We start from the raw sequence: 23,952 nt of genomic DNA on the forward strand, positions 1-23,952 counted from the left end.
GGATGACGGTACCATCGGCGACGTGCCCGAAGCCAAGAAAGGTGATCCGGTTAACTTCCCGAGCTATCCCCACGAGGTGCTGGCCGTGGTGCTGTCCGTCCGCGACGACAGGCTGTGCGTTCTGCTCTGGAAACGCGCCCGGGCGCCGCACCGGGGCCGCTGGGCACTGCCCGGTGGGGGCGTCGAGCCCGCTGAAAGGCTCCGAGAGGCGATCACCGCTCATCTCGCGGCGAAGGTGGACGTACGCGGTGTCGCGCATCTGGAGCAGTTGGCCACCCACAGTGCGATCGACCGCGATCCGCGCGCCCGGGTCCTGGCGACGGCCTATCTCGGCCTGGTTCCGTCCGACGAGCGTCCCGATCTGCCGGCCGACACGGCCTGGCATCCGGTGGACGACCTGCCGAGTACGGCGTTCGACCACCACTTCTTCATCGACGCCGCGGTCGGCCGGCTTCGGGCGAAGCTGTCGTACACGAACATCGGGTTCGCCCTGGCCCCGCCCGAGTTCACCATCGCGGAGTTGCGCGACCTGTTCGGCGCGGCGTTGGGCTACGAGCTCGGCGCGACCAATCTGACGCGTGTGCTGACCCGGCGGCACGTGATCGACCCGACCGATCGCACGGCTCGGCCCGGGCAGTCCGGCGGACGTCCCGCGACCGTCTACAAGTTCGTGGCCCACGAGTTGACGGTCACGGACCCCTTCGCCGTACTGCGGCCGCCGCGCTGAGCCGGATCGCGCCGACTGTCGGTCAGTCCGGCCGGAGCAGATCGCTGGTCGTGGTGAGCAGCTCGGTGAAGAGCGTCTCGGTGGGAACCGGGGTGGTGCCGGCGACGAGCAGCCGGTTGCTCCCGAGGGCGAGGGCAATGCTGCGGCCTGGGACGAAGCCCGCCGCGCAACCGACGTACCCGGGATGGCCCAGCACGGTGACGGTCTCGCCGGACAGGTCGAGGCGGTAGCGCCGGAAGCCCAACGCCTCGGACTGATCCGGTAATGCCGCGAAGAACTCCCGGGCGACGTCCGGCCGCCAGAGGGCGTCGTGCTCCTCGTAGTCGGCAAGGGCTGTGGCCCAGCGGAGCAGATCGGGCACGGTCGAGAAGAGGCCGGCATGGCCGGAGACGCCGCCGAAGGCGTGGTAGGAGTTGCCGTCGGCAACTTCCCCGTCGATCGGGTGATGTCGCCAGCCGGTGAACTCGGTACTGCGGTGTGGCACCGGGTAGGGCTGGCCGGTGTCGAGCATCGTCATCTCGACCCGATCGTCGCGGGCACCGGTCGCGACTGCCTCGCCGGCGGGGTGGGCGAAGCGGGTGCTGGTCAACCCGAGCGGCGTGGTGACCAGTTCGGCCACGGCCCGCTCCAGATCGTCGCCGAAGGCCGTGGCGATGATCCGTCCCAGCAGGATGAAGCCGAGATCGGAGTAGTGACGCTGCCGGCGAGGTTCGTACCGCAGCGGGAGTTCCTCCACCTGGCGGGCAGTGATGTAGAGGGGGTACCACTCCCACAGGCCGGCTCGATGGAGGAGGAGATCCCGCACCGTCGCGTCGCCGGTGAACTGCGGCAGATGGCGACGTACGGCGGAGTCGAGGTCGACCAGGCCCGCGGACACCAGCCGGATCAGCGCCGTCGTGGTGGCCACGACCTTGGTGACCGAGGCGAGGTCGTGATGCGTCTCGACGGTCATCGCCGACACCCCGTGCCGCACGTCGCCATCCCACCGGACGGTGCGGTGACCGGCACTCACCGACGACTTCAGGCCGGCCGTGTCGATCCCCAGGACGATGCCTGGGGGAGCCCCGGCACCAGGCTCGGTGACCAGGCGTGCGGCAGTGGCCTGAAGGTCACTCACAACCGGACCGTACCCGTCAGGGTCTCGCGACCGCTCCGACTTCACCGATCTTGCCTGAAGGTGCCTGCCGTGAGCTCTTGACGAGCAGTTCTGCGCACTGGCTAACTGTCCTCAACCGCCCTGCCTGAGGAGACTCGATGCGCCTGCTCCGGTCTGCTGTCAGCGTGCTCGCCCTGGTCACGCCCCTTCTGCTGGTGCCACAGGAGGCCGGCGCCGGCCGTCCCGCCACTGTCGCGGTCTCTCCTGAGCCGCAGCAACTCGTGTCACGTGCCGACGGCTTCCCGATCACCCCGGTGGTCGGCCTCGTCCGGACCTCACGCTCCGATGCGGATGCCGAGCGCGTCGTACGCCAGGCCCTGAACCGTGCCGGTGTGAAGACCATCCGAACCACGGACGGCAGCGATCCCGGTACGCCGACGACCATCTGGCTGGGTCGCGAGGCGTCGGTGCTCAGCGACCTGCGGGTCCCGGACAGCACTGGCCTGGCCGCGGAGGGGTACGTGCTCGCAGCCGGTCGCGACCGGCACGACCGCGGCCACGTGGTGCTCGACAGCGCCGACTCCGACGGCACGTACTACGCCGCACAGTCGCTCGCGCAGTTGATCCAGGCCCGCCCGGGTCGCGACTGGATGCCCGGCGTCGCCATCCGGGACTGGCCGACGATGCGCTACCGCGGTGCGATCGAAGGGTTCTACGGCACTCCGTGGTCGCAGGCGGATCGCCTGGACGAGCTCAGCTACCTCGGTGAGCACCGGATGAACACCTACGAGTACGCGCCGAAGGACGATCCGTACCACCGCGAGCAGTGGCGCGACCCGTACCCGGCGGACAAGCTCGCGCAACTGGCCGAACTCGTGACCCGCGCGCGGCAGAACAAGGTGGACTTCACCTTCGCGCTCTCGCCGGGCCTGTCGATCTGCTACACCTCGGAGGCCGACTTCCAGGCGCTGATCGCCAAGTTCCAGGCGCTGTACGACGTGGGCGGCCGATCCTTCAACGTGCCGCTCGACGACATCGACTACAACACCTGGCACTGCGATGCGGACAAGGCGAAGTACGGCACGGGCGGCGGTGCCGCGGGCCGGGCGCAGAGCGACCTGCTGAACCGGGTGCAGCGCGAGTGGGTGGAGACGAAGCCGGACGTCGCGCCGCTGCAGATGGTGCCGACGGAGTACTACAACGTCAGCGAGACGCCGTACAAGAAGGCGTTGCGGGAGCAGCTCGACAGCGACGTGGTCGTGCACTGGACCGGGATCGGGGTCGTGCCGCGGACCATCACCGCGACCCAGGCGGCCCAGGCGAAGGCCGTGTTCGGCCACGACATCCTGATCTGGGACAACTACCCGGTCAACGACTACGCCGCCGGCAGGCTTCTGCTCGCGCCGTACAGCGGTCGCGAGCCTGCTATCGCAGACCATGTCGCCGGCATCATCTCGAACCCGATGAACCAGGCGGCGGTGAGCAAGATCGCGCTGTACTCGTTCGCCGAACTCGGCTGGAATCCGGCCAAGTACGACGAGCAGGCGTCCTGGCGTCGCGCTCTGGCCGAGCGTGCGGGCGGTGATCCGGCGACGGCTGCGGCGTTGCAGGTGTTCGCGGACCTCAACACCTACGACGGTACGTTGCACCCGGACAGTGCGCCGTCCTTCGGTGCCGCGGTCGATCAGTTCTGGCAGCGGTGGCGATCCGGGCAGCGGGCCGAGGCGATCGCGGGACTGCGGCCACGGGTGACCGCTGTCATCGCGGCTCCCGGCATTATTCGGGCGGGTGTCGTCGACCCGGCGTTCGCCGACGAGGCGGAATCGTGGCTCAAGGCAACGGAGTTGTGGGGCCAGGCGATGGGGAGCGCCTTGGAGCTGCTCGCGGCTCTGGACGCCGGCGACGGCGCGGCCGCCTGGACCGCACGGCAGCAGATGAGTGGCCTCGTCACCCAGGCGAAGGCGATCCGGGACAGCCGGTTGCCGCACAGCGGCACCTATCCCCGGATCGGTGAACGGGTGATCGACGAGTTGATCGCCGAAACCGGCCGGGTCCACGACCGCTGGCTCGGCGTACAGCCGGGTCGCACCGCGACGACGAACCTGGGAACCTACCAGGACAACGAGCCCGCCCGGATGGTCGACGGGGACCAGAACACGTTCTTCTGGAGCAACGGTGCGCCCGTTCCGGGGTCGGAGATCCGGGTCGATCTCGGCGCGCCGGCGACGCTCGGCGCGATCGAGGTGCTGATGGGTAAGGCCTCCAGCCCGGACGACTACCTCCATTCGGGGGCGCTGGAATACTCGCTGGACGGCGTCCAGTGGACGGAGCTGACTCGCGCGACGACAGCCGAAGTACGGGTGACGGCTCCCGCGGGCACGACGGCTCGGTACGTGCGCTACCGCTCGTTGGCTGCGAGCGACTTCTGGCTGGTGGTGCGAGAGTTCTCGGTCGAGACGATCGGCGGTACGACGACGACGCTGACGGCACGCGGTACGCCGGCGCCCGCTCCGGGGTCGTCGTACCAGCGCGCGGTGGACGGCAGTCTCGAGACCGCCTACGTACCGGTCACCGCGCCCGGTGCCGGCGACGCATTGACGGTCACCTTGTCGTCGCCCAGACAACTCGCGGGTCTCACCGTTCTTCAGCAGTCGTCGGCCGTCGGCGCGGCGGACGTCGAGGTCCAGGTCGACGGCGCTTGGCAGCGGGTCGGAGCTGTGTCGTCGGCATATGCCGAGGTGGCCGTGGCCGATCTCCGGGCGGAGGCGGTGCGGCTGGTGTGGAAGAGCGGGACTCCGGCCGTGGCCGAGATCGTGCCGCTGTGGACGGACACGCCACTGGCCGGACTTCGTGTCGGCGAGAACCGCGCGGACGTGGTCCGTGGCGAGGCGTCGACCTTCGTGGTGGACATCACGGCCGAACGTGGCGTCGACGTGAGCGGCACCCTTCGCGTCGCGCCGCCCGCAGGGTGGAGCGCGCAACCGGTGAGCACCGGCGTGGTCGTCAAGCGTGGCTTCACCCAGTCGGTACCTGTGAAGCTGACACCTCCCGCCGACGCCGCCTTGGCCGACGTGGACATCCCGGTGACGTTCACGTCCGGCTCGACCAGTGTCGAGGCCGTACTGCGGGTCGCCGTACGACCGCGTACCGATGCGACGAACGTGGCGCGCGGTCGCCCGGTCGTTGCCTCAAGCATCGAACCCGGTACGTCGTTCTCCGCCGACCTCGCGGTGGACGGGGACACTGCCACCCGATGGGCGTCTGGATACGACGATGCATCGTGGCTCCAGGTCGACCTCGGTACGCCGACTCGACTCGGGAAGCTCGTGCTGCGATGGGAGGCGGCGTACGGCTCGGCGTACAAGGTGCAGGTCTCCGACGACGCGAGCACGTGGACGACCGCGACCGAGGTGTCCGACGGCGACGGAGCGACCGACACGCTGTGGCTCGACACCACCGGCCGCTACGTCCGCCTGCAGGGTGTCCACCGCGCCACGCAGTACGGCTATTCCCTCTACGAACTAGAGCTCTACCCAGCAACCTGACCTGTGTCGCGGGGTCAGTCGTCTACTGGTTCCAGGAGGAAGACGGGGAGGATGCGGTCGGTCTTCGTCTGGTAGTTGGCGTAGTCGGGCCATGCCTCGACCGAGCGTGCCCACCAGAGTTCACGCTCGTCGCCGTTCAGTTCACGGGCGACGAACTCGCTGGTGACGTCGCCGTCCTGCAGTTTGAGCCGCGGTTCCGCTGTGAGGTTGTAGTACCAGACCGGGTGTTTCGGTGCGCCACCGAGCGACGCGACCACGGCGTACTGGCCGCCGTGCTCGACCCGCATCAGCGGTACTTTGCGGATCTTGCCGGACCTGGCGCCTCGCATGGTCAAGAGCACGACACCCTTACCGTGGTCGATCACGGTAGTCGTTCCGGCCTGCTCGATCTTGTCCACCATGTCCGCAACGAACGCCATCGGACTGGGCGCGTACTCACCTTGAGTTGACATGTCACCCAGCATACCGATGACACATCACCAATACCACCGATCGCTGCAACTCACCGTAGCTCCGCCGCGACGTTCGGCGCGCGGCTGATGCCACCTGACTAGTCCGGATTTCATACGCTTGATGGATGGCTGTACTGCTGGAGCGGGAGGGCGCCATCGCGGCGCTGGTGGAGCACATAGAGGTGGCTGCCGGAGGCGATGGCCGTCTCGTGCTGCTGAGTGGCGAGGCCGGGGTCGGCAAGACGTCACTGGTTCGGCACGTCGCTGAACTGGCGCGCCCGCGGACGCGGTTTCTTGTCGGAGCCTGTGATCCATTGGCTACGCCGCGGCCGCTCGGTCCGCTGACGGACATTGTCACGGAGCTCGGTGCCGGAGTGGAGCGCGCGCTGGAGTCCGCATCATCAGATGCTGCCGGGCCCGGGAACGTCTTCCAGGCGGTGCTCCGCGCGCTTCGGGATTCCGAACAGCCCACCATCGTGGTGTTCGAGGATCTGCATTGGGCCGACGGCGCGACGCTGGACCTGGTGCGGTTCCTCGGTCGCCGGATTGCGCGGCTGCCGGCAGCCCTGGTTCTGACCTACCGCGACGACGAGATCGGGCTGCTGGATCCGCTCGCCGTCATGCTCGGTGACCTCGCTGTTGGTTCCGCCGTTCATCGACTGCGGCTCGAGCCCCTGACGGTGCGCGGAGTTTCGCGGCTGGCCACGGGGCGGGGCCTCGACGCGGCTGAGTTGCACCGGGTGACGGGCGGGAACCCATTCTTCGTCGCGGAGGTGGTGCGGTCTGGATCCCTCGGCATTCCGGTCTCGGTTCGCGATGCGGTGCTGGCGCGGATCGCCCGGCTGCCGACCGGTGCGCATCGGCTGGCTGAGGCTGTGGCGGTGATCGGACCGTCGGCGCCGGTCTCGGTGCTTCAGGCGGTCTTGCGCGAGCGCTGCCATGACGCACTCGAGGCCGTTCCGGCCAGCGGAGTGCTGCAGGCCAATCCCGGATCGGTTGGCTTCCGGCATGAACTTGCCCGCGCGGCCGTCGTGGGCGCTATTCCGGACTTCCGCCGGATCGAGCTGCACTCACGGGTTCTGGAAGCGATGCGCGGCTCCGATATTGCGTTGGACGATCTGCCTCACCTCGCCTACCACGCGGAGGAGGCGGGGGACACGACCGCCGTACGGCTGTTCGGACATCGCGCCGCGTTGCACGCAGCAGCGCTCGGCGCGCATCGCGAAGCGGCGGCGCAGTACGCACGCGTTCTGCGTCACGCGACCGAAGCACCGAAGGAAGAACGGGCGGGGCTGCTCGAGGGCCAGGCCTACGCCTTCTACCTCATCAACAGGATTCCCGAGGCAGGACAGGCATGGCTGGACGCCGGCGCACTGTGGAACCAGCTCGGAGCCCGCGTGCGGGAAGCTGATGACCTGCGGTGGGCCTCGTACATGCAGTGGTTGCTCGGGAGGAACCCGCAGGCCTGGGAGGACGGCGTACTGGCTGTCCGGCTGCTCCAGTCCGGGCCTCCGGGAGTTCCGCTGGCCCGGGCCCACGCGAACCTTGCCGAGCAGGCGTGCTTCGCCTGCGACTTGCCGACCACCACCGATCACGCCCAGAAGGCGATCGCTATCGGCGGAGAGATCGGCGCGCTCGCGGTGGTTGTGCGCGCCCGGTTCCATGCAGCGCTGGTTCGAGTGCTGTGCGACGGCACTGGCTGGCCGGAGCTCGAGGCCGCATGGCAGGTCGCACTGGATCACGACATGGTCGAACAGGCGGGGATGTTCGGACCAGTCGCGACAGGCGTGGCCGCCGTACATCGCGACTTCGTGCGCTCGGACCGTTATGCCGCCAAGGGCCTGGCCCTCAGTCGTGACCACGATCTCGACATGTTCCGGCAGTTCCTGTGGGCGTCACACGCGCTCGGACTCGTCCATCGCGGGCGATGGGACGAGGGCGCTGCCGAGGCGGCCGCCGTCCTGGAGATGCCGCTCGGCTCGCCGCTCACCCGGATCTTCGCGGCGGTTGCATTGGCGCTCGTCCGCGCCCGGCGTGGCGAACCGGACGCCGAGTCGCTGCTCGATGAGGCGCTCACCTACGCCGACCCCAACGATCTGCTTCGGCTCGGTCCTGTCTGGGAGGCGCGGGCCGAGGTCGCATGGCTGTGCGGTGACGATGTGCGCGCCCAGGACGAGGCACGCCGGGGACTGACGGCCACACATGGCCGGGATCCGTTCCAGGTGGGCTGCGTTGCGCGCTGGATCGGCATTGCCGGCGGCGATCCTCCAGCGTTGATCGTGGCAGGGCCGGCAGTCGCTGAGCTCGCCGGGGACTGGCCTGGCGCACGACAGGAGTGGTCACAGCTGGGTTGCCGCTACGACGCGGCCATTGCGGCGCTGGCCGGTGATGTTCCCGCGCTGACAGAAGCGCTGGAGACGTTCATGTCCCTTGGTGCGCGCCCGGCTGCGGCGAGAGCGAAGGCGCGCCTTCGGCAGCTTGGAATCCGCTACGGAACCCGAGGGCCCCGAGAGAGCACACGTGCGCACCCGAACGGGCTGACCAGCCGGCAAGTCGAGGTCCTCGAGTTGGTCAGTGCCGGGCTGAGCAGCCCGAAGATTGCCGCGCAGTTGCACATCAGCCCGAAGACTGTCGAGCACCATGTCGCGGCAATCCTTGCGAAGCTCGGTGCGCACAGCCGTGCCGAGGCTGTCGCGAAGTACCGTCAGCGGATCCGCCACTCTGAGTAGTTGGGGTGCTGCAGAGTCGTTTCTGGGGGTACGTACCCGATTCGCCGTAGCGCGCGCGTTCCTACGGTCGATCCATGACTCTCGAACTCGGAGACCATGTCTGGTATTGGAATGGCCAGGTCTCGCAGAACACCGACATTCCACGGGAAACGTGGTTTCCTGGCTGCGACCCGAACGACCGCACGGATTACCTCGGCAACGGCAAGGACATTTACCACTTCGTCGTACACGCCGGTGAACTCGCGCGCGGTCGTCCGCACATGCGGGGCTACGAGGGTAGCTACGCGTGGCTGAACAACAATCCCGGCAACATCACCGGATCGCCCGGAGGACCGGACTACGGACAATATCCGGGCAAGTTCAGCTGGCACAACTTCCTCGTCTTCCCGACGTGGGGAGCCGGTTACGCCGCAATCGCGGCACTGCTGCACTCATCGACGTACGCCGGCCTCACTCTCGCTGAGGCGTTCGCGAAGTACGCGCCCGCCAGTGACGGCAACAAGCCCCAGGAGTACGCGCGGGACGTCGCCGCCGCGGCCGGGGTAGCCGAGACCGTGACGGTCGACCAGTTGGACGACGCCCAGATGGTTCTCGTCCAGGACAAGATCACCGAGATCGAGGGCGTGATCGCGGGCGACAGCTTTGCCTCCGACTCGTCTGAGCTGCCGCCTCCGGTCGCGGCGCTCCTGAGCTGAATCGAGTAGCCGATGTCAGGATTCACCATCGAACTGTCCACCCCATTCCCGTCCGGCTTCACCGGCGGGCTTGGCGGTCCACAACAAGGCGGGCACCAACCGCCGCACTGGTATATCGAGTACGGGATGGACCTGGGTGCCGACGACGGCACCGACGTCTACGCCACGTTCGACGGGCACATCACCAGGATGTCTCCGCACGTGCCGAGTGATGACAGTGGGAAGGTATACGGCGCTCAGCTGTTCGTGCGCGCTCACAACGACATGATGGGCGGGTTCTACACGCACATGACCGACGTACCGCCGGAGCTCACCGTCGGGTCGGCAGTGAGTCGCGGGGACTGGCTGGGCAGGGTGTTCGCCTTCGACGGGATCCCCGCCCATCTCCACCTGGCACTGGTCGAGATCGTCGGCGGCCTGCCAGGTGGCAGTTATCAGGGTGTCGACCTCTACGGGCACGTCGTCGAGGCGGCCAACAGCGATCTCGTCGCCTCCGTCGCTTTCGCCCGGGACGGTACGCCGCCGGTCGTTGGCGGCTGAAGAGGAGAGGAGTAGCGAAATGGAACGCTTCATCCCCGCACGTCCGGGCATCGATATCGGGTACGGCTTCAACACGCTCACCGGCGAAGTGCGTGGCGTCGCCGTCGATGGCGATGTCGAAACGGCCACAGCGTCTGGTCAGAGCGCCCAGTCGAACTCGGTCGTCGTGGAGTCTCAGGAACAGATGATGGAGTCCCTGAACGTGTCCGTCGAGGTGAGTGGACATTACGGTCTGTTCTCCGCGGAGGGACGGTTCGGCCTCGCCGAACAGTCGGCCTTCACATCGCAATCGACCTATGTTGTCGCCAAGTGCGTCGTCGAGAACGCCTTTCGCTCCTTCAGCCGTCCCTCGGTCCTGCCCGAAGCGGCGCAGCGCATGAGCTCCGATGGCCCCGACGCTTTCAAGGCTGGCTATGGTGACGCGTTCGTGCGAGGCATGCGCACGGGCGGCGAGCTGTACGCCGTCTTCCAACTCACGTCGACCAGCTTCGAACAACAGCGGACTATCGCCGCCTCAGTGTCGGCTGAGGTGCAGGGGCTCTTGGCCGGAGGCTCGGTCAGTGCGAGCGTCGAGCACCTGACGAAGAGCAGTAGCCAGGTTTCCTCGATGTCCACCCTCTTCTATCAACGAGCCGGCAAGGACACCACCATCTCGCCGGTCACCACGCCCGACGAGATCGCTCGCCGCCTGAAGGACTTCCCGTCGATCGCCAACGCGGCTCCTGTCGGCTACCTCGCCCAGGTCGTCGACTATCAGGTTCTTGCCATGCCGCCGTTCGACGAGGTCGGGTTCCAGCAGCGGACGGAGGCGCTCGAGGACTACGCCCGTCTCAAGATGAAGTATTCAGGCATGCGCGCCGAGATAGACCTGGTCCGCCACAATCCCGATCTGTTCCTGCCCGATTATGCGGGCGACGTACTCGCGAAGGGATACGACACCTACACCGCGGTCATCAACATGCTCAACCGGCATGCTCGCCGGGTCGCCGGTAAGGAGATCGAACCAAGCCTGTTCAACGCCGGCGAGTATGACCCGGCACTCAAGGAACTACCAGTGTTCGTCTTCCGCAAGAAGGCACCGGACTCGGACCTGGTCCCGGTTCCCAACCTGGTCGGCTCAGCGGTCGACGCGGCCAAGAGCCTGCTGACCTCGCAGGGGCTTAACCCGACCTCCAACGGGGTCGGGATCGCATCGGGCTCGAAGGTCCCTGTGGATGTTGTCACAGGACAGAGCCCGGCAGCCGGAACGTCGGTGCCCAAGGGCACGAGCGTGGTCCTGGAGTACAACTACGTCGCAGCTAACCGTTTCAAATGGGCCCGACTCAGCCGCGACGCCTCCGTCCTGCGCAAACCCTTCACACCAGTCCTCATGAAGCGGTAGCCACGGGCCGCCGGTATATCGGGGTCAAACTTCTAGAAGACGCGGGTGAGATGCATCGGGTCCAGAATCATCGGATGGCATCAGGCGGTTGCGAGGCTCGGCGGCTGGCGTGACCACGTTCTCCCGACCGCCTCGCCCGCGGCAGGTGGTTGACCAGCACCGTGCGGGTGCGGAGCAGGTCGAAGCCGCTGCGTCGAGCGTTCTGCTGTGACTTGGAGGCTGGCTGCGTGGTGCTCACTCCGACGTCGCAGCCCGCGGCCGCGGCATTGGCGAGTCGGGCCGGCATCCGCGCAGCGTGCGGTGGCTGACAGCGATCTGAAAGCGGTGCCTGGCATGCTCGCCGAGCGAGATCATCCATGAGAACGGAGCCAACGATGAGTAGATCGACGAGTCCACGACTTCGCGTCGCACAACGTGCCGCCGTTGCTTTGACGCTCGGCCTGACGCTTGCGGGCGCGACAGTTGCGTCCGCGTCCGCTACGGAAGAAGGCGTTATCACTCGGGAGTTCGGCCACGGCTTCCCCACCTACTCGAGTTGCATGAGTTTCGGGGCGACTCAAGCGGGCCGGCAGCATGCGGACGACTGGGAGTGCTACAAGCAGTCCAACGGCACCTGGACGGGCTACCTCTACTTCTACACGTGAGTTGGGCCTGGTAGCGCAGCAGTCAGCTCCAAGCACCCACGCCGAAACCGGTCAGTGGTCGTTGGGCCAGCCGCGGCGGGGGGAGGGGGAGTGCGGCTGGGGCCCCTGCCCACCGTCCGGTCCACGCCATACGCCGGGGGACGAGAGTCGTCAGCAGACCGATCAGCGGCTGTGATGAGCGCGGTGAAGCCGCTGCCCGGGAGTTCAGGCGAAGGCGAAGTACCGCAGCCACAGGTAGGGCGCGGCGACGGCGATGGTGATCGCGGTGATCACTATGCCTTTGCGGGTGAATTCCCAGAAGCTGATCGGGTACCCGGCTCGCAGCGCGAGCCCGATGACGACCACGTTGGCGCTGGCGCCGATCGCCGTGGCGTTGCCGCCGAAGTCCGCGCCGATGGCCAGCGCCCACCACAACGCGTTCGCCTGGGACGGATCGGCGACGGTCTTGGTGAGTTCCAGTACGACGGGACTCATGGTGGCGACATAGGGGATGTTGTCCACGATCCCGGACAAGACGGCTGAGACGACCAGGATCAGCATCGTCGCCAGCAACGCCCGGCCCTCGGTCGCCGCCCCGACCGCGTCCGCCAGCCTGCTGATCACACCGGTCTTGACCAGCGCACCGACCATCACGAACAGCCCGGCGAAGAACAGCAGGGTCTGCCACTCCACGCTGCCCATGTAGTCCCTGGTCTTCACTCCCGAGATCAGCACCAGCAGCCCCGCGCCGAGCAGCGCGACCACCGAAGGCGCGACGCCGAACAGTGACCGGCCGATGAAGCCGGCGAAGACGAGCACCAGAACCGCACCGCATTTGATCAGCAGGACCTTGTCCGCGATCGCCTCCCGCTCGTTCAGCCGCATCACGTCGTCGACCCGCTCCGGGTCGACTGCGAACGACCCGCGGAACAGCCTGGGCAGGACGAGCGTGAACACCGCCAGCTCGATCACCACCAGCGGCGTCATGTGCACGAGGAAGTCGTTGAACGTGAGTCCGGACCGGCTCGCGATGATGATGTTCGGCGGATCGCCGATCAGGGTGGCCGCGCCGCCGATGTTCGACGCCATCACCTCGGCGATCAGGAACGGCACCGGGTTGATCCCCAGCCGCTCGCAGACCAGCAGTGTGACCGGTGCGATCAGCAACACGGTCGTCACGTTGTCCAGGAACGCCGACGCAGCTGCCGTGATCAGCGTCAGCAGGATCATCACCCGGAGCGGAGAGCCTTTGGCCCGCTTGGCCGCCCAGATCGCGACGTACTCGAACACGCCGGTCCGGCGCAGCACACCGACGATCACCATCATGCCGAACAGCAAGAAGATGACGTCCCAGTCGACGCCAGTGTCAGGGGAGTAGAAGGCATGCTCGGAGTCGGTCACGCCCAGCGCGAGCAGGACCGCCGCGCCGCCGAGCGCCGCCAGCAGCTTGTGCGTCCACTCGGTGGCGATCAGGACATAGGCCACGGCGAAGACGACGATGGCGATCGCAGTCATGCCACAACTCCGGCCACGCACCGCGACGGAGCCGCGGCAGCGGACGAGGTCAGTCCTTGGGCGCGACCAGCTCGAGCAACCGGGACGCGGTGATCGCGCCGATGATCTGCTTGTCCTTCACCACCGCGACCAGGGGACAGCGCAACCGCGCCATGATGGCCGCGATCTCCAGCACGGTGTCGTCGTGGTTGACCACCGGCAGCTCGGCCGGCTCCGACGGCAGCAGTTTGCGCACAGGCACGCCGGACAACTTGTCCGCGACCCTGTCGGCCAACGGTTCGTCGATCACCCGCGCCAGCGACGGATCGTCCTGGACGTAGCTCGGCACCAGGAAGCGAACGACCTGCGAGGCCGGCAGCACGGAGTACGGCGTCCCGTCCTCGCGGACCACGATCAGACCGGGCAGGCGCCGCGCCGCGAGTAACTGGACCGCTTCGCGCGCCTCCGAGTCCAGGCTGACCACCGGGAACTCCTCGGCCATCTGCTCTCCGTGCACACTTGCAGCCTACGCCGCGGCCATCCGTGTCTCGATCGGCTCTCACGGGCTTCTGACACCGATCGGCGAGCGCCACACAGCCTCCAGGGTCGACATCCAGCCCGCACCCCGAACGGGGACGGGCACTGCCGACCAGACTTCCCGGCGCTCCAGGCCCCACCCTCCCTCATCCACTCACAAGGTTCAAACACCGACCCCACCCGAGTCGTGCCGACCGTGGCACCCACCATCACGCCCAGACCGAGACCGTGTACGCCGGGCGGCGGAGCTCGCGGCAGGTTCCGACTGCACCGAAGGAACGAAGCAGGCTGGTGCTGACCGATGGCGAGCTGGAGGTTCTCTCGCAGTGGTCGATCAGTCGTTGGGGACTTTGGACCCTGGTCACGATCGCTCTGTGCGCGCATTGTGATGAGTGCAGGGGGAGCCGAAGGCGTCTGCTACCGACGCCGTCGAGGAGTGCGGTATGAGCAGCGGGGGCGGGCCTTCGTGGGGGCTGATGCTGGCGCGACGGCTGGGGTTCGGCCGCAGCCCCCTGCGCCGCCGGCTCGACCGAATCCAGTCGCTGGTCGTGCTGACCGCGGTCCTGGTCGCCGTCCTGATGATCCCGGTCGCGGTAACGGTGAGTAGTCGGGTTACCGACTCAATCGAACGATCTGACGCCGTACGTCGAGCCACCCTGACTCAGGTCCAGGCACGAGCGTTGGAGGAGACGCCGCCCGCGATCCCGGAGGCCGGCGCCGAGGCGACATCGAGGGTGCGGGTGTCCTGGACCGATCCGGCCGGATGGCTGCACGAGGGACGAGCCAATGTGCCGCTCGGAACCGCGAAAGACGCCGAGGTGACGATCTGGCTGGATCAGTCCGGCGCGATCGCCACGCCACCTCGCCGGCCGGGCGACGGCGCGGCAGTGGGTGGTGCGGTCGGTCTGAGTACGGCGATGGTGTCGTGGCTGCTGATTGCGGGGCTGGCGAGGCTGTCCGTCGTACCCCTCGATCGCCGGCGCCTGCGCGACTGGGACCGTGAGTGGGCCAGCGTCGGTCCACGCTGGCGCCATCGCAGCACCTAGTGCTCTGGTGCGAGATCGGGTGGCATCCCACCTCCGAGAGAGGATGCCACCCGCCAGCTCACCGCATCGGCCTAACGGTTAGTTCATTCCTCCCACTGGAACTGCCAGCCCGGAGCGCAGGGCCACTCGGGGGCGCAGGTCGAGTTTGGGTCGTGGTACCAGACGTCGGACACCGCGTAGCCGTAGTGCCGGTACACGTTCTGCTTCTGAAGGCACTCGTCCTGGCTCGCACAGGTGACGGTGTGGATGGTCTGGGTCTGCGCCTGGGCCACTGTCGCGCCGCCCGCGACCACAGCCACCGCAGCCGCGGCCATCGCTACCATTCGCCCGATCGATCTCATGCAGTATCTGCCTTTCGCGTCAACAAATAGTTGCCCTATGCAACTCTCTTGCCACGTTAGTACCGGTCTAGACAGCCGGGCAAACCATTCGATTCCAAGAGAATGACGTTTGGCGAACGAGTGCCGTGGGCAACAACAAGCGGTCTCCTCTGTCCTCCGCGAACTCAACGTGGAACGCCGCACCGGAGCCGCCGTCTTCGCCATCGTGCACGCCAAGAACCAGCGCAAGTAGCGCGGGTGGAGGCGGTCAGCGGGTCGGATGGCTGTCGAGTGCTGAGGTGGGGATCACGGCGACTGGGCAGGGGGCCTGATGTAGGACGGTTTGGCTGACGGAGCCGAGGAGCAGGCCGGCGAAGCCGCCGCGACCGCGTGAGCCGACGACCAAGAGTTGGGCGTCGGCGGACCACTCGAGCAGCAGCTCGGCTGGGTGGCCGCTCACCTGGACGACCTCAGCCGCCTGCGTGCCCGGTCTGGTCTGCAGGGGCGACGCGACCTCATCCTCGTCCTCTGATCGGACCGTGACGATCCGGGCGACGAGGCCGTGGCGATCGGCGTACTGGAGACCGAAGTCGACGGCGGCGTCTGCGGCCGGAGAGCCGTCGTACCCGATCACCACCCGGTTGCCGATCACTGCGTCTTCTGCGGGCCGTACGGCGACCACTGGGCAGTGTGCGTGGGCGGCGAGCTCCAGCCCGGTGGAGCCGACCAGCAGTCCGAGTGCGCGACCTGCGTCACGGCTGCCGATCACGATCAGCTCGGCGTTCCGGGATTCCGCCAGCAGCACGGGGGAGGAGAAGCCGTCGACTCTGTCGGCCGTGACGGCTACCCGAGGCTCGAACGTGCGCGCCAAGTCCAGCGCGTCGGCAACGATCTTGTCGGCGGCGGCACGAAGCCCCGGCGCGGCATCGCTCGGCCCCGTCGGCACCCGGAACTCCGCCCAGACGAACGCATGGACGAGATGCAGACCGACACCGTGGGCCGCCGCTTCGACCGCGCCCCAGCGGATCGCGCTCTCGCTGTCGCCCGCACCGTCGATGCCGACGACAACTCTCTTCTCAACCATGCGACCACGATGCCGCGGCGAGGCACCACCACCGCAGGGGCGAAAGTCCCGCACGTCCGGTGCCGACGGCCCTATCAGCCTCAGACTACGAAAGGTCGCCGATGATGATGTGAACCGAGGCTGGGGCTACGAGCCGGCCGCGTGGGGACGCTGGGCCCACGGCAGCAGCCGTCGTCCGTGCACCGATTCGATGCCCAGACGGATCAGCTGTGGATCGTCCATCGGGAGCCAGGAGTGCAGCGGCAGCGAGCGGCGCAGAGCCTCGGCCTCATCGGCCGGTACGACGGACAGGTGGCCGATGGCTGTGACGGTCCACCCGACCTGACGAGCAAGATCGACATCGTCGGCCTCGAAGGCCACCACGTCACCGCGCTCCGCCGCGCGGAGCTTCTGACCCGGTCCGGTGTTCAGGACGATGGTGTCGTCGTCCAGCAAGAAGTTGACCAGCCGGATCGCCGGGAGACCACCGAGCGTGTAGACCAGTCTGCCGAGCGGAGCTGAACCGAGCAGCCGCAAACACTCCGGCGCGCTCAGAATCTCGAGCTGGGATTGGTCGAACTCGGTGGTGGTCATCACGGTCTCCAGACAGTAGTGGACGAGACGTCAGGGCTGTGCTTGTCCACCCCATCAACCATCGGCGGCAGTGGAGCCGCGCAGTAGGGCCGAAAGTCCCACGTCGAACTCGCCACCGGCATCGCGGATCCGATCCGGAGAGCCGGTCTCAAGCGTTCGCTGCTTCCGCGCCGGCTCGGAAGAAGGCGAGTACGGCGGCCGCGCCGGGAAGCTCGGACATCGGCCGGCCGGCGCCGAACGGCTGGTTCCAGAAATCACCGGTCCGCGGCGTCCAGGGGCCGACGTACGCGTAGGGCTGGGGGATTGTGTCGTCGCCGGGTGATACGCCGTAGTTGACCTCGCCTACGCTGATGCCGACGTCGAAGTGTTCGGGCCACAGCACCGGCTCCTCGTCCGGCGCCAGCACGCGGAGGGCGGCGTCGCCTTGCGCGAAGGCGTCGGCGAGGATGCGGGCGGCTTGCGGGTCGATCTCGATCCTGTCGTCCGGCCGGAACGCTGGACCACCTGAGTACACGTCGTCGAGCCGGCTGGCCTCCACACCGACGCGATCCGCCAGCTCTGCGAGGCTTCCGGCCAGCGGCACCGAGGCGGTCGGTGTGACCAGTGTGACGCCGTCGACGCGCAGGTCCGGCATCACCACCGTGCCGAACCCACCGGGTACGACGCGCAGCCTGATGTCACTGCTGTGCCGGTACTGCGGTCCCGCCAGCACCATCTCGGCGACACCGTGCAGGGACCGTCGGGTTACGGCGAGCGAACGTTCGTCCATGACTGCAGTCTCCTCCTGTAACGCCCGGGCCGTCGCCCGGCACTGATCTCTCGGATGGTTCGTGTCATGAAAGACGGGAGGCGTTACATGTCGGGCAACTGGCATCGGGTGAACGAGGACGACGTACCGGACGACGGCAGGGTCCGCAGCGCGGTGGTGGACGGCCGGAGCATCGCGCTCGCGCGGTGCGGGCTGCGGCTGGGTGCGCTGGAGAACCGGTGCCCGCATCAGGGCGGCCCACTGGGTGAGGGTTCGATCGAGAAGGGGCTGCTGCGGTGTCCCTGGCACGGGTACGACTACGACCCGATCACCGGTCAGCCGCCGGAAGGGTTCTCCGACGGCGTTCCGTCGTACCCGGTGGACGAGCGGGCGGACGGTGTCTACGTCCAGTTGCCCGAGCCGCCGGCGCCGGTCCGCACCGTTGCCGACGTACTGGTCGAGACATTGATTGCCCACGGCATCACTCATGTGTTCGGCATGGTCGGGCACTCGAACCTCGGGTTCGCGGAGGCGATGCGACGGGCGGAGGAACGCGGCGAGCTGACCTACATCGGGATCCGGCACGAGGGCGCGGCGGCGTTCGCCGCCAGTGCCTACGGCAAGCTGACCGGCCGGCCCGCAGCCTGTTTCGCGATCGCCGGCCCGGGGTCGACCAACCTGCTGACCGGCCTCTACGACGCCAAGCTCGACGGCTCGCCCGTGGTCGCCATCTCGGGCCAGGTGCCGTCCAAGGTGCTCGGCAGGGGCGCGTTCCAGGACCTCGATCTGACCGCCGTCTTCAAGGACGTCGCGGTGTCCAGTACGGCGATCCAGGCCGGCAGCGATCACGCCGAGCTGGCGGCCCTGGCGGTCAAGCATGCGCTCGACGGTCGCGGCGTCGCTCATCTGGTCCTGCCCGACGAGGTGCAGGTGCTGCCGTCCGACGCGGCGGCGAAGGACTCGACCGGACGGCTGTCCCGCCGATGCATCAGGCCCGACGAGGACACGTTGGTCCGGGCGGCCGCGCTGATCCGCGATGCCCGTCGGCCGGCCCTGATCGTCGGTCACGGTGCGCGCGGCGCCGAGGAGCAGGTGCGCGCGCTGGCCGAGCGGCTGAACGCTCCGGTGCTGACGACGTTCAAGGCCAAGGGCCTGGTGCCGGACAGTCATCCACTCGGCGCGGGTGTGCTCGGTCGCAGCGGTACGCCGGTGGCCAGTTGGCTGATGAACGAGTCGGACCTGCTGATCGTGATCGGTGCCTCGTTCTCGAACCACACCGGGATCGCCAACTACAAGCCGATCGTGCAGATCGACGACCACCATGCCGCCATCGGCCGCTTCGACGCTGTCACGGTGGATGTCCTCGGTGACGCCGAACTCGCGCTGACCGCCTTGACCGCGCTGCTGACCGAGACCAAGTCCGAGGACCAGCGCGCCGATGTCGCCGAGCGGTGGGCGATCTGGCGGGCGGAAAAGGCGCGCCGGGTGAACGACGACCGCGGTCGTGGCGTCGCTGCCGCCGCGGTGTTCGACGCCCTGTCACGGCACCTGCCGGCCGACGCGGTCGTGACGGTTGACGTGGGCAACCATGCCTACTCGCTGGGTCGCTACCTGGAGTCGGAGGGGCAGCCGGTGCTGATGTCGGGCTACCTCGGCTCGATCGGGTTCGGGTATCCGGCCGCTCTCGGCGCCTGGGCCGGGGCACCCGGCCGGCCGATCGTCGCGGTGACCGGCGACGGCGGATTCGGCCAGTACGCCGCCGAGCTCACCACCGCCGTCAAGTACGGCATCCCGATCAAGCACGTGCTGCTCGACAACCATTCACTCGGCAAGATCAGCAAGGAACAACTCGCCGCCGACTACCCGGTCTGGCACACCTCGCTGCACAACCCCGACTGGGCGTCGTACGCCGAACTCTGCGGCGCCACCGGGCTGCGCGTCACCCGTCGCGAGGAACTCGACGACGCGATGACGGCACTGTTCGCCACCACCGGACCGGCCCTGCTCTGCGTCGAGCAGGACGCCGAGCTGCTCTGACCACGAAGGAGACACCATGCCCGAGACCATGCCTGAGACCCTGCCTGAGACCATGCCTGACACCTTGCCCGACTACGGCGACCTCCGCGCGCTGTTCCTGAACTGCACGCTGAAGCGCTCGCCGGACGTCAGCCACACCGAGGGGCTGATCGACGTCAGCCGGAAGATCCTGGAGAAACAGGGTGTCCAGGTCGACGTCATCCGCCCGATCGACCACGACGTCGCCACCGGGGTCTGGCCGGACATGACCGAGCACGGCTGGGCGACGGACGGCTGGCCGGCGATCCAGCGGCAGGTGATGCACGCCGACATCCTGGTGATCGCCGGGCCGATCTGGCTCGGCGACAACAGTTCCGTCACCAAGCAGGCGATCGAACGCTTGTACGCCAACTCGTCGATCCTGAACGAGCACGGGCAGTACGCGTACTACGGCCGGGTCGGGGGCTGCCTGATCACCGGCAACGAGGACGGCGTGAAGCACTGTGCGATGAACATCCTCTACTCGCTGCAGCACCTCGGCTACACCGTCCCACCGCAGGCCGACGCCGGGTGGATCGGGGCGGCCGGGCCGGGACCGTCGTACCTGGACGAGGGATCCGGCGGTCCGGACAACGACTTCACCAACCGCAACACCACCTTCATGACCTGGAACCTGTTGCACCTGGCAAGGATGCTGAAGGACGCCGGCGGCGTTCCGGCGTACGGTAACCAGCGCTCCGAGTGGGATGCCGGCTGCCGCTTCGACTTCGAGAACCCGGAGTACCGCTGAAGACCCTGCTGTACCGTCGGCGTGTGGGGGTCATGCCGTCGGACGACGTGCTGGTCGCCGGCCTGCGGGCCGGGGACGAGGAGACGTTCGCCTGCCTGCTGAACGGCTGGTCGGGTTCGATGCTGCGACTGGCCCGGACCTTCGTGTCGACGGCGGCCAGCGCCGAGGAGGTCGTCCAGGACACCTGGCTGGCCGTGTTCCAGGGCATCGGCCGGTTCGAAGGCCGCTCGTCGCTGCAGACCTGGGTGTACCGGATCCTGGTCAACGTCGCCCGCCGGCGCGGCACGCACGAACAGCGAACGGTGCCGTGGACCAGCCTGCTCCCGGACGAGGGACCGACCGTCGACCCGAGCCGGTTCCGCGGGGCGGAGGATCCGTACCCCGGCGGCTGGCGTGCGTTCCCGGAGCGCTGGCCGACGACCGAGAACGAAGTACTCGCCCACGAGGTCAGGGCGACGGTCGCCGCGGCGATCGAGAAACTGCCGCCGCGGCAGCAGGTGGTGCTGACCTTGCGTGACATCGACGGACAGTCAGCCGACGACGTGTGCGTGCTGCTGGGCATCTCCACGGCGAACCAGCGCGTCATCCTGCACCGGGCCCGGGCGGCGGTCCGCGGCCACCTCGAACGGTATTTCACGACGGCCGGAGCTGAGTCATGACCTGCGCTGAACTCGTCGAACTCGTGACGGCGTTCCTCGACGGAGCACTGGACCCCGAGACGGAGGAGCGGTTCGTCCACCACCTCTCGATCTGCGAGGGCTGCGACATCTACGTCGAGCAGATGCGCCGGACGGTCGCGGAGGTCGGACAGGTGGGGCCGGAGGGCTTGTCCGGCGAGACTCGCGACCGGCTGCTCGATGCCTTCCGCACCTTTCCTCGCGACTGAGCTGTAACGCCCGCCCGGGCAGCCGGCACTGATCCGGTATGCCAGCCGTTGAGTTCACCATCTGTTCGTCGCGGCGATCGCGCTGCTCGCCTCACTGCTGCTCGGCCTCGAGATGAGGATCGACGTGTGCGTACGGAGGTTTCACACCTCACGCTCGAGGGCTTCGCTCCGTCGGCGGAGGAACTGGATCTCGGGCTGGGTTCTGGCCAGTTCTGCTGCGGTAGCGTAGGCGTCGGCTGCCTCCTCGCGTCGGCCGAGGCGTTCCAGCATGGACCCGCGCGAGGCGTGCAGCAGGTGGTACTCGGGGAGCTCGCCGGCGATCTCGTCCAGCATGGTCAGGCCGGTGGCCGGCCCTCGGATCTCGGCCAGCGCGACTGCGCGGTTGAGTGCGATCACCGGGGTCGGCATGACGGCCAGCAGCCGGTCGTAGAACCGAACGATCGTGGGCCAGTCGGTGTCGCCGTAGTGCGGTGCTGCGCAGTGGATGCCCTGGATCGCCGCCTGGAGCTGAAACGGTCCTGGGCGGCGGCTCCGAAGGCAGGCAAGGACGAGTTGGTGGCCCTCGGCGATCAGCGAGCGGTTCCAGAGCGACCTGTCCTGGTACTTCAGCAGTACTACGTCGTCACCGCCACCGCGCGCCGGCATTCTCGCCTCGTTGAGCAGCATGAGGGCCAGCAGGCCAGGTGCTTCCGGCTCGTCGGGCATCAGCTTCACCAGCACACGTGCCAGTCGGATCGCCTCGGCGCACAAGCCGCGGCGGTTCCGGATGTCGTCGGCTCCAGCGTTGTAGATCAGGTACAGCACCGAGAGCACCGCGCGGAGACGGCCCGGCAGTTCGGCCTCGTCGGGAACCCGGTAGGGGATGCGTGCGGACTTGATCTTGTACTTCGCCCGCACCAGACGCTTCGCCATGGTCTCCTCGCTCACCAGGAACGCCGAGGCCACCTCCGCGGGGGTGAGTCCAGCGATCAGGCGCAAGGTCAGTGCGACCTGGTGCTCGGTGCGGATGGCCGGGTGGCAGCAGGTGAAGATGAGTCGCAACTGGTCGTCACGCATGAGCTCTGCATCCTCGGAGCTGGAGTCCTGTCGCCGGTCCAGCGCGACCTGCTCGGCGAGTTCGCGTCCGCGCCGGCCGCGGCGGACGACGTCCACGGCTCGGTTGCGCGCGGTGGTGACGATCCAGCCGGGCGGGTTGTCGGGCACGCCGTCGCGCGGCCACCGCTGGACCGCCGTCACGAAGGCGTCCTGTACGGCGTCCTCGGCCAGCGAGATGTCACCGAAGAGACGGGTCAGGGTGGCCACGGCCTGGCCGTGGGCCTCGCGGAACGCTCGCTCGACGTCGTCCATCTACCCGTCCGTCAATGTCCGTCCTGTAGCCGCCCGGTGGCGCGGAACGGCCGGACCTCGATCGCGTGATTGATGGCCTCGACCACCTTCTTCGCCCACTCCAGCGCCTCGTCGAGGTCCTCGGCGTCGATGATGTAGAAGCCGCCGATGTGCTCCTTGCCCTCGGCAAAGGGTCCGTCGGTGGTGACCTTGTCGAGGCCGGTACCCCCGCGCACGACAGTGGCCGCGTCGAGGCCGTGCAGGGCGCCGCCGAACACGAACGCGCCGGCTTTGTCCATCTCCTCCTCGAGCGCGATCACCCGGCGCAGGAAGGCCTGCATGTCGTCGGGCGTCGACGGCGCGCCCTCGACCTGGTTCTCCGTCTCATAGACCGACAGCAGGTAGTGACTCATTGCCTACTCCTCGTCTCCGCGGGGTCATCCCGCTCTGACCTACTGACGAACGGCAGCGCCCGGATCAGGACACTCACGAGACAGGATCTCAGGACTGTCCACGGCCGCGTCTACGCTCCGAACATGAACCGCATCGACCGCCTCTACGCGCTGGTGGAGGAGTTGCGTGCGGCCGGACGACGCGGACGTACGGCGCGGCAACTGGCTGCTCGTTTCGAGGTGAGTGTCCGCACCGTCGAGCGTGACCTGAGCGCGCTCGGGCAGGCCGGCGTCCCGCTGGCGACCAAGCAGGGCAGAGGCGGCGGGTACACACTCGACCGATCGATGAGCCTGCCGCCGCTCAACTTCACGCCGCGCGAGGCGGCGGCCGTGGCCGTGGCGCTGAGCCGGACCGAGCACATCTTGTTCAAGAACGACGCTCGCAGCGCGCTGCAGAAGATCGTCGCCGCGATGCCGGAGTCGGCGCTGCTCGAGGCACGCGACACCGCGGACAAGGTGCGGCTGGTCGTGCAGAAGGTGCCGGACCCTGACGCGGAGGTCGCCGAGATCATCTGGCGGGCCGTGCGCGACAACCAAGTGCTGCGCATCCACTACATCGACGTCGGCGGGGTCAAGACGGAGCGTGAGGTCGAGCCGCAGTACGTGGTGGTCGGCACCAACGGCTCCTATCTCACCGCGTGGTGCCACCTGCGAGGCGACGACCGGGTGTTCCGGATGGACCGCATCACCGCGGCCGAGCGGACACCGCGCCTCCCGAGGCTGCGGCCGGTCGTCCCCGAGCCGATCGTCGACGGTCACGAGATCAAGTTGCCGGCGTCCGTGCTCCGGCCCGAAGATTCTCTGCCGAACTCCGACATAGGGTTGTCGCGAACGACTGCCACGGTGGGTGCAGCTCGTCGTTCCGGCGGGTGATCCGATCAGAAGGAGACGC

The 23,952-nt window shown here is 67.9% G+C and carries 22 protein-coding genes; 12 read left to right on the forward strand and 10 right to left on the reverse strand.

Features of this window, described 5'->3' with window-relative positions; genetic code table 11:
- The first annotated feature begins 22 nt into the window (after positions 1-22).
- Positions 23-727 carry an NUDIX hydrolase gene (locus E0H75_RS21135; RefSeq protein WP_238163167.1) on the forward strand — a complete coding sequence of 235 codons (705 nt, stop codon included), beginning with the start codon at positions 23-25 and terminating at the stop codon, positions 725-727.
- A 22-nt stretch (positions 728-749) separates the two neighbouring features.
- Here the strand turns inward: E0H75_RS21135 and E0H75_RS21140 are convergent, their stop codons facing one another.
- Positions 750-1,844 carry a serine hydrolase domain-containing protein gene (locus E0H75_RS21140; RefSeq protein ID WP_131515315.1) on the reverse strand — a complete coding sequence of 365 codons (1,095 nt, stop codon included), beginning with the start codon at positions 1,842-1,844 and terminating at the stop codon, positions 750-752.
- Between the two features lie 137 nt (positions 1,845-1,981).
- Here E0H75_RS21140 and E0H75_RS21145 point away from each other — a divergent pair, with 137 nt between their 5' ends.
- Entirely contained in the window at positions 1,982-5,368 is a 3,387-nt protein-coding gene (locus E0H75_RS21145; RefSeq protein ID WP_165553900.1) for a glycoside hydrolase family 84 protein, read from the forward strand.
- A gap of 14 nt (positions 5,369-5,382) precedes the next feature.
- On the opposite strand, the gene E0H75_RS21150 is transcribed toward E0H75_RS21145, so the two are convergent.
- A complete protein-coding gene (locus E0H75_RS21150; RefSeq protein ID WP_131515317.1) occupies positions 5,383-5,820 on the reverse strand; it encodes a nitroreductase family deazaflavin-dependent oxidoreductase in 438 nt (145 codons plus the stop codon).
- Positions 5,821-5,945: 125 nt separating this feature from the next.
- On the opposite strand from E0H75_RS21150, the gene E0H75_RS21155 reads away from it, so the two are divergent.
- From E0H75_RS21155 to E0H75_RS21170, 4 genes are all read left to right on the forward strand, one after another.
- Positions 5,946-8,549, forward strand: coding sequence for an ATP-binding protein (locus tag E0H75_RS21155; RefSeq protein WP_131515318.1), 2,604 nt, complete (start codon positions 5,946-5,948; stop codon positions 8,547-8,549).
- A gap of 74 nt (positions 8,550-8,623) precedes the next feature.
- Complete coding sequence (locus E0H75_RS21160; RefSeq protein ID WP_131515320.1) at positions 8,624-9,244, forward strand: hypothetical protein; 621 nt, start codon at positions 8,624-8,626, stop codon at positions 9,242-9,244.
- Positions 9,245-9,256: 12 nt separating this feature from the next.
- Positions 9,257-9,784, forward strand: coding sequence for a peptidoglycan DD-metalloendopeptidase family protein (locus E0H75_RS21165; RefSeq protein ID WP_131515322.1), 528 nt, complete (start codon positions 9,257-9,259; stop codon positions 9,782-9,784).
- A 19-nt stretch (positions 9,785-9,803) separates the two neighbouring features.
- Positions 9,804-11,165 carry a PASTA domain-containing protein gene (locus E0H75_RS21170; RefSeq protein ID WP_131515324.1) on the forward strand — a complete coding sequence of 454 codons (1,362 nt, stop codon included), beginning with the start codon at positions 9,804-9,806 and terminating at the stop codon, positions 11,163-11,165.
- Positions 11,166-12,013: 848 nt separating this feature from the next.
- Here E0H75_RS21170 and E0H75_RS21175 read toward each other — a convergent pair.
- Positions 12,014-13,303, reverse strand: coding sequence for an ArsB/NhaD family transporter (locus tag E0H75_RS21175; RefSeq protein ID WP_131515326.1), 1,290 nt, complete (start codon positions 13,301-13,303; stop codon positions 12,014-12,016).
- Between the two features lie 49 nt (positions 13,304-13,352).
- Complete coding sequence (locus tag E0H75_RS21180; protein ID WP_131515327.1) at positions 13,353-13,799, reverse strand: CBS domain-containing protein; 447 nt, start codon at positions 13,797-13,799, stop codon at positions 13,353-13,355.
- A 463-nt stretch (positions 13,800-14,262) separates the two neighbouring features.
- Between E0H75_RS21180 and E0H75_RS21185 the strand changes: the two genes are divergently transcribed.
- Positions 14,263-14,865, forward strand: coding sequence for an Rv1733c family protein (locus E0H75_RS21185; RefSeq protein WP_131515329.1), 603 nt, complete (start codon positions 14,263-14,265; stop codon positions 14,863-14,865).
- A gap of 83 nt (positions 14,866-14,948) precedes the next feature.
- Here the strand turns inward: E0H75_RS21185 and E0H75_RS21190 are convergent, their stop codons facing one another.
- From E0H75_RS21190 to E0H75_RS21205, 4 genes are all read right to left on the reverse strand, one after another.
- Complete coding sequence (locus tag E0H75_RS21190) at positions 14,949-15,206, reverse strand: hypothetical protein (protein WP_131515331.1); 258 nt, start codon at positions 15,204-15,206, stop codon at positions 14,949-14,951.
- Positions 15,207-15,453: 247 nt separating this feature from the next.
- A complete protein-coding gene (locus E0H75_RS21195) occupies positions 15,454-16,269 on the reverse strand; it encodes a universal stress protein (protein ID WP_131515333.1) in 816 nt (271 codons plus the stop codon).
- Between the two features lie 126 nt (positions 16,270-16,395).
- Complete coding sequence (locus E0H75_RS21200; RefSeq protein WP_131515335.1) at positions 16,396-16,842, reverse strand: pyridoxamine 5'-phosphate oxidase family protein; 447 nt, start codon at positions 16,840-16,842, stop codon at positions 16,396-16,398.
- A gap of 148 nt (positions 16,843-16,990) precedes the next feature.
- On the reverse strand, positions 16,991-17,611 hold the full coding sequence (locus E0H75_RS21205; protein WP_131515336.1) for a hypothetical protein: 621 nt from the start codon (positions 17,609-17,611) through the stop codon (positions 16,991-16,993).
- Positions 17,612-17,677: 66 nt separating this feature from the next.
- On the opposite strand from E0H75_RS21205, the gene E0H75_RS21210 reads away from it, so the two are divergent.
- The 4 genes from E0H75_RS21210 to E0H75_RS21225 are packed head-to-tail and all read left to right on the forward strand — an operon-like array spanning position 17,678 to position 21,282.
- Positions 17,678-19,627, forward strand: coding sequence for a thiamine pyrophosphate-binding protein (locus E0H75_RS21210; RefSeq protein WP_202873084.1), 1,950 nt, complete (start codon positions 17,678-17,680; stop codon positions 19,625-19,627).
- A 16-nt stretch (positions 19,628-19,643) separates the two neighbouring features.
- Complete coding sequence (locus tag E0H75_RS21215; RefSeq protein ID WP_238163168.1) at positions 19,644-20,396, forward strand: flavodoxin family protein; 753 nt, start codon at positions 19,644-19,646, stop codon at positions 20,394-20,396.
- Between the two features lie 32 nt (positions 20,397-20,428).
- Positions 20,429-21,055 carry an RNA polymerase sigma factor gene (locus tag E0H75_RS21220; RefSeq protein ID WP_131515456.1) on the forward strand — a complete coding sequence of 209 codons (627 nt, stop codon included), beginning with the start codon at positions 20,429-20,431 and terminating at the stop codon, positions 21,053-21,055.
- Positions 21,052-21,282 carry an anti-sigma factor family protein gene (locus tag E0H75_RS21225; RefSeq protein WP_131515337.1) on the forward strand — a complete coding sequence of 77 codons (231 nt, stop codon included), beginning with the start codon at positions 21,052-21,054 and terminating at the stop codon, positions 21,280-21,282. The genes E0H75_RS21220 and E0H75_RS21225 overlap by 4 nt, the downstream gene beginning before the upstream one ends.
- Positions 21,283-21,423: 141 nt before the next feature.
- Here E0H75_RS21225 and E0H75_RS21230 read toward each other — a convergent pair whose 3' ends face one another.
- Together E0H75_RS21230 and E0H75_RS21235 are read right to left on the reverse strand one after the other, a co-directional pair.
- Complete coding sequence (locus E0H75_RS21230) at positions 21,424-22,629, reverse strand: RNA polymerase sigma factor (RefSeq protein ID WP_131515338.1); 1,206 nt, start codon at positions 22,627-22,629, stop codon at positions 21,424-21,426.
- 11 nt (positions 22,630-22,640) lie between these two features.
- Positions 22,641-23,021: a YciI family protein gene (locus E0H75_RS21235; protein ID WP_131515339.1), complete on the reverse strand. Its 381-nt coding sequence runs from the start codon at positions 23,019-23,021 to the stop codon at positions 22,641-22,643.
- 123 nt (positions 23,022-23,144) lie between these two features.
- On the opposite strand from E0H75_RS21235, the gene E0H75_RS21240 reads away from it, so the two are divergent.
- Complete coding sequence (locus E0H75_RS21240; RefSeq protein WP_131515340.1) at positions 23,145-23,933, forward strand: helix-turn-helix transcriptional regulator; 789 nt, start codon at positions 23,145-23,147, stop codon at positions 23,931-23,933.
- The last annotated feature ends 19 nt before the right edge of the window (positions 23,934-23,952 follow it).

Origin of the sequence: Kribbella capetownensis (genome assembly GCF_004331485.1) — a bacterium.
GTDB classification, from domain to species: Bacteria; Actinomycetota; Actinomycetes; order Propionibacteriales; family Kribbellaceae; genus Kribbella; species Kribbella capetownensis.

Bases quoted from the DNA above. Each gene is read 5' to 3' on its own strand.
- E0H75_RS21170 (WP_131515324.1), top strand. From the start codon at position 9,804: ATGGAACGCTTCATCCCCGCACGTCCGGGCATCGATATCGGGTACGGC.
- E0H75_RS21225 (WP_131515337.1), top strand. From the start codon at position 21,052: ATGACCTGCGCTGAACTCGTCGAACTCGTGACGGCGTTCCTCGACGGA.
- E0H75_RS21205 (WP_131515336.1), bottom strand. From the start codon at position 17,611: ATGGACGAACGTTCGCTCGCCGTAACCCGACGGTCCCTGCACGGTGTC.
- E0H75_RS21150 (WP_131515317.1), bottom strand. From the start codon at position 5,820: ATGTCAACTCAAGGTGAGTACGCGCCCAGTCCGATGGCGTTCGTTGCG.
- E0H75_RS21230 (WP_131515338.1), bottom strand. From the start codon at position 22,629: ATGGACGACGTCGAGCGAGCGTTCCGCGAGGCCCACGGCCAGGCCGTG.
- E0H75_RS21155 (WP_131515318.1), top strand. From the start codon at position 5,946: ATGGCTGTACTGCTGGAGCGGGAGGGCGCCATCGCGGCGCTGGTGGAG.
- E0H75_RS21215 (WP_238163168.1), top strand. From the start codon at position 19,644: ATGCCCGAGACCATGCCTGAGACCCTGCCTGAGACCATGCCTGACACC.
- E0H75_RS21175 (WP_131515326.1), bottom strand. From the start codon at position 13,303: ATGACTGCGATCGCCATCGTCGTCTTCGCCGTGGCCTATGTCCTGATC.
- E0H75_RS21235 (WP_131515339.1), bottom strand. From the start codon at position 23,021: ATGAGTCACTACCTGCTGTCGGTCTATGAGACGGAGAACCAGGTCGAG.
- E0H75_RS21185 (WP_131515329.1), top strand. From the start codon at position 14,263: ATGAGCAGCGGGGGCGGGCCTTCGTGGGGGCTGATGCTGGCGCGACGG.
- E0H75_RS21165 (WP_131515322.1), top strand. From the start codon at position 9,257: ATGTCAGGATTCACCATCGAACTGTCCACCCCATTCCCGTCCGGCTTC.
- E0H75_RS21220 (WP_131515456.1), top strand. From the start codon at position 20,429: ATGCCGTCGGACGACGTGCTGGTCGCCGGCCTGCGGGCCGGGGACGAG.
- E0H75_RS21200 (WP_131515335.1), bottom strand. From the start codon at position 16,842: ATGACCACCACCGAGTTCGACCAATCCCAGCTCGAGATTCTGAGCGCG.
- E0H75_RS21195 (WP_131515333.1), bottom strand. From the start codon at position 16,269: ATGGTTGAGAAGAGAGTTGTCGTCGGCATCGACGGTGCGGGCGACAGC.
- E0H75_RS21145 (WP_165553900.1), top strand. From the start codon at position 1,982: ATGCGCCTGCTCCGGTCTGCTGTCAGCGTGCTCGCCCTGGTCACGCCC.
- E0H75_RS21190 (WP_131515331.1), bottom strand. From the start codon at position 15,206: ATGAGATCGATCGGGCGAATGGTAGCGATGGCCGCGGCTGCGGTGGCT.
- E0H75_RS21160 (WP_131515320.1), top strand. From the start codon at position 8,624: ATGACTCTCGAACTCGGAGACCATGTCTGGTATTGGAATGGCCAGGTC.
- E0H75_RS21240 (WP_131515340.1), top strand. From the start codon at position 23,145: ATGAACCGCATCGACCGCCTCTACGCGCTGGTGGAGGAGTTGCGTGCG.
- E0H75_RS21210 (WP_202873084.1), top strand. From the start codon at position 17,678: ATGAAAGACGGGAGGCGTTACATGTCGGGCAACTGGCATCGGGTGAAC.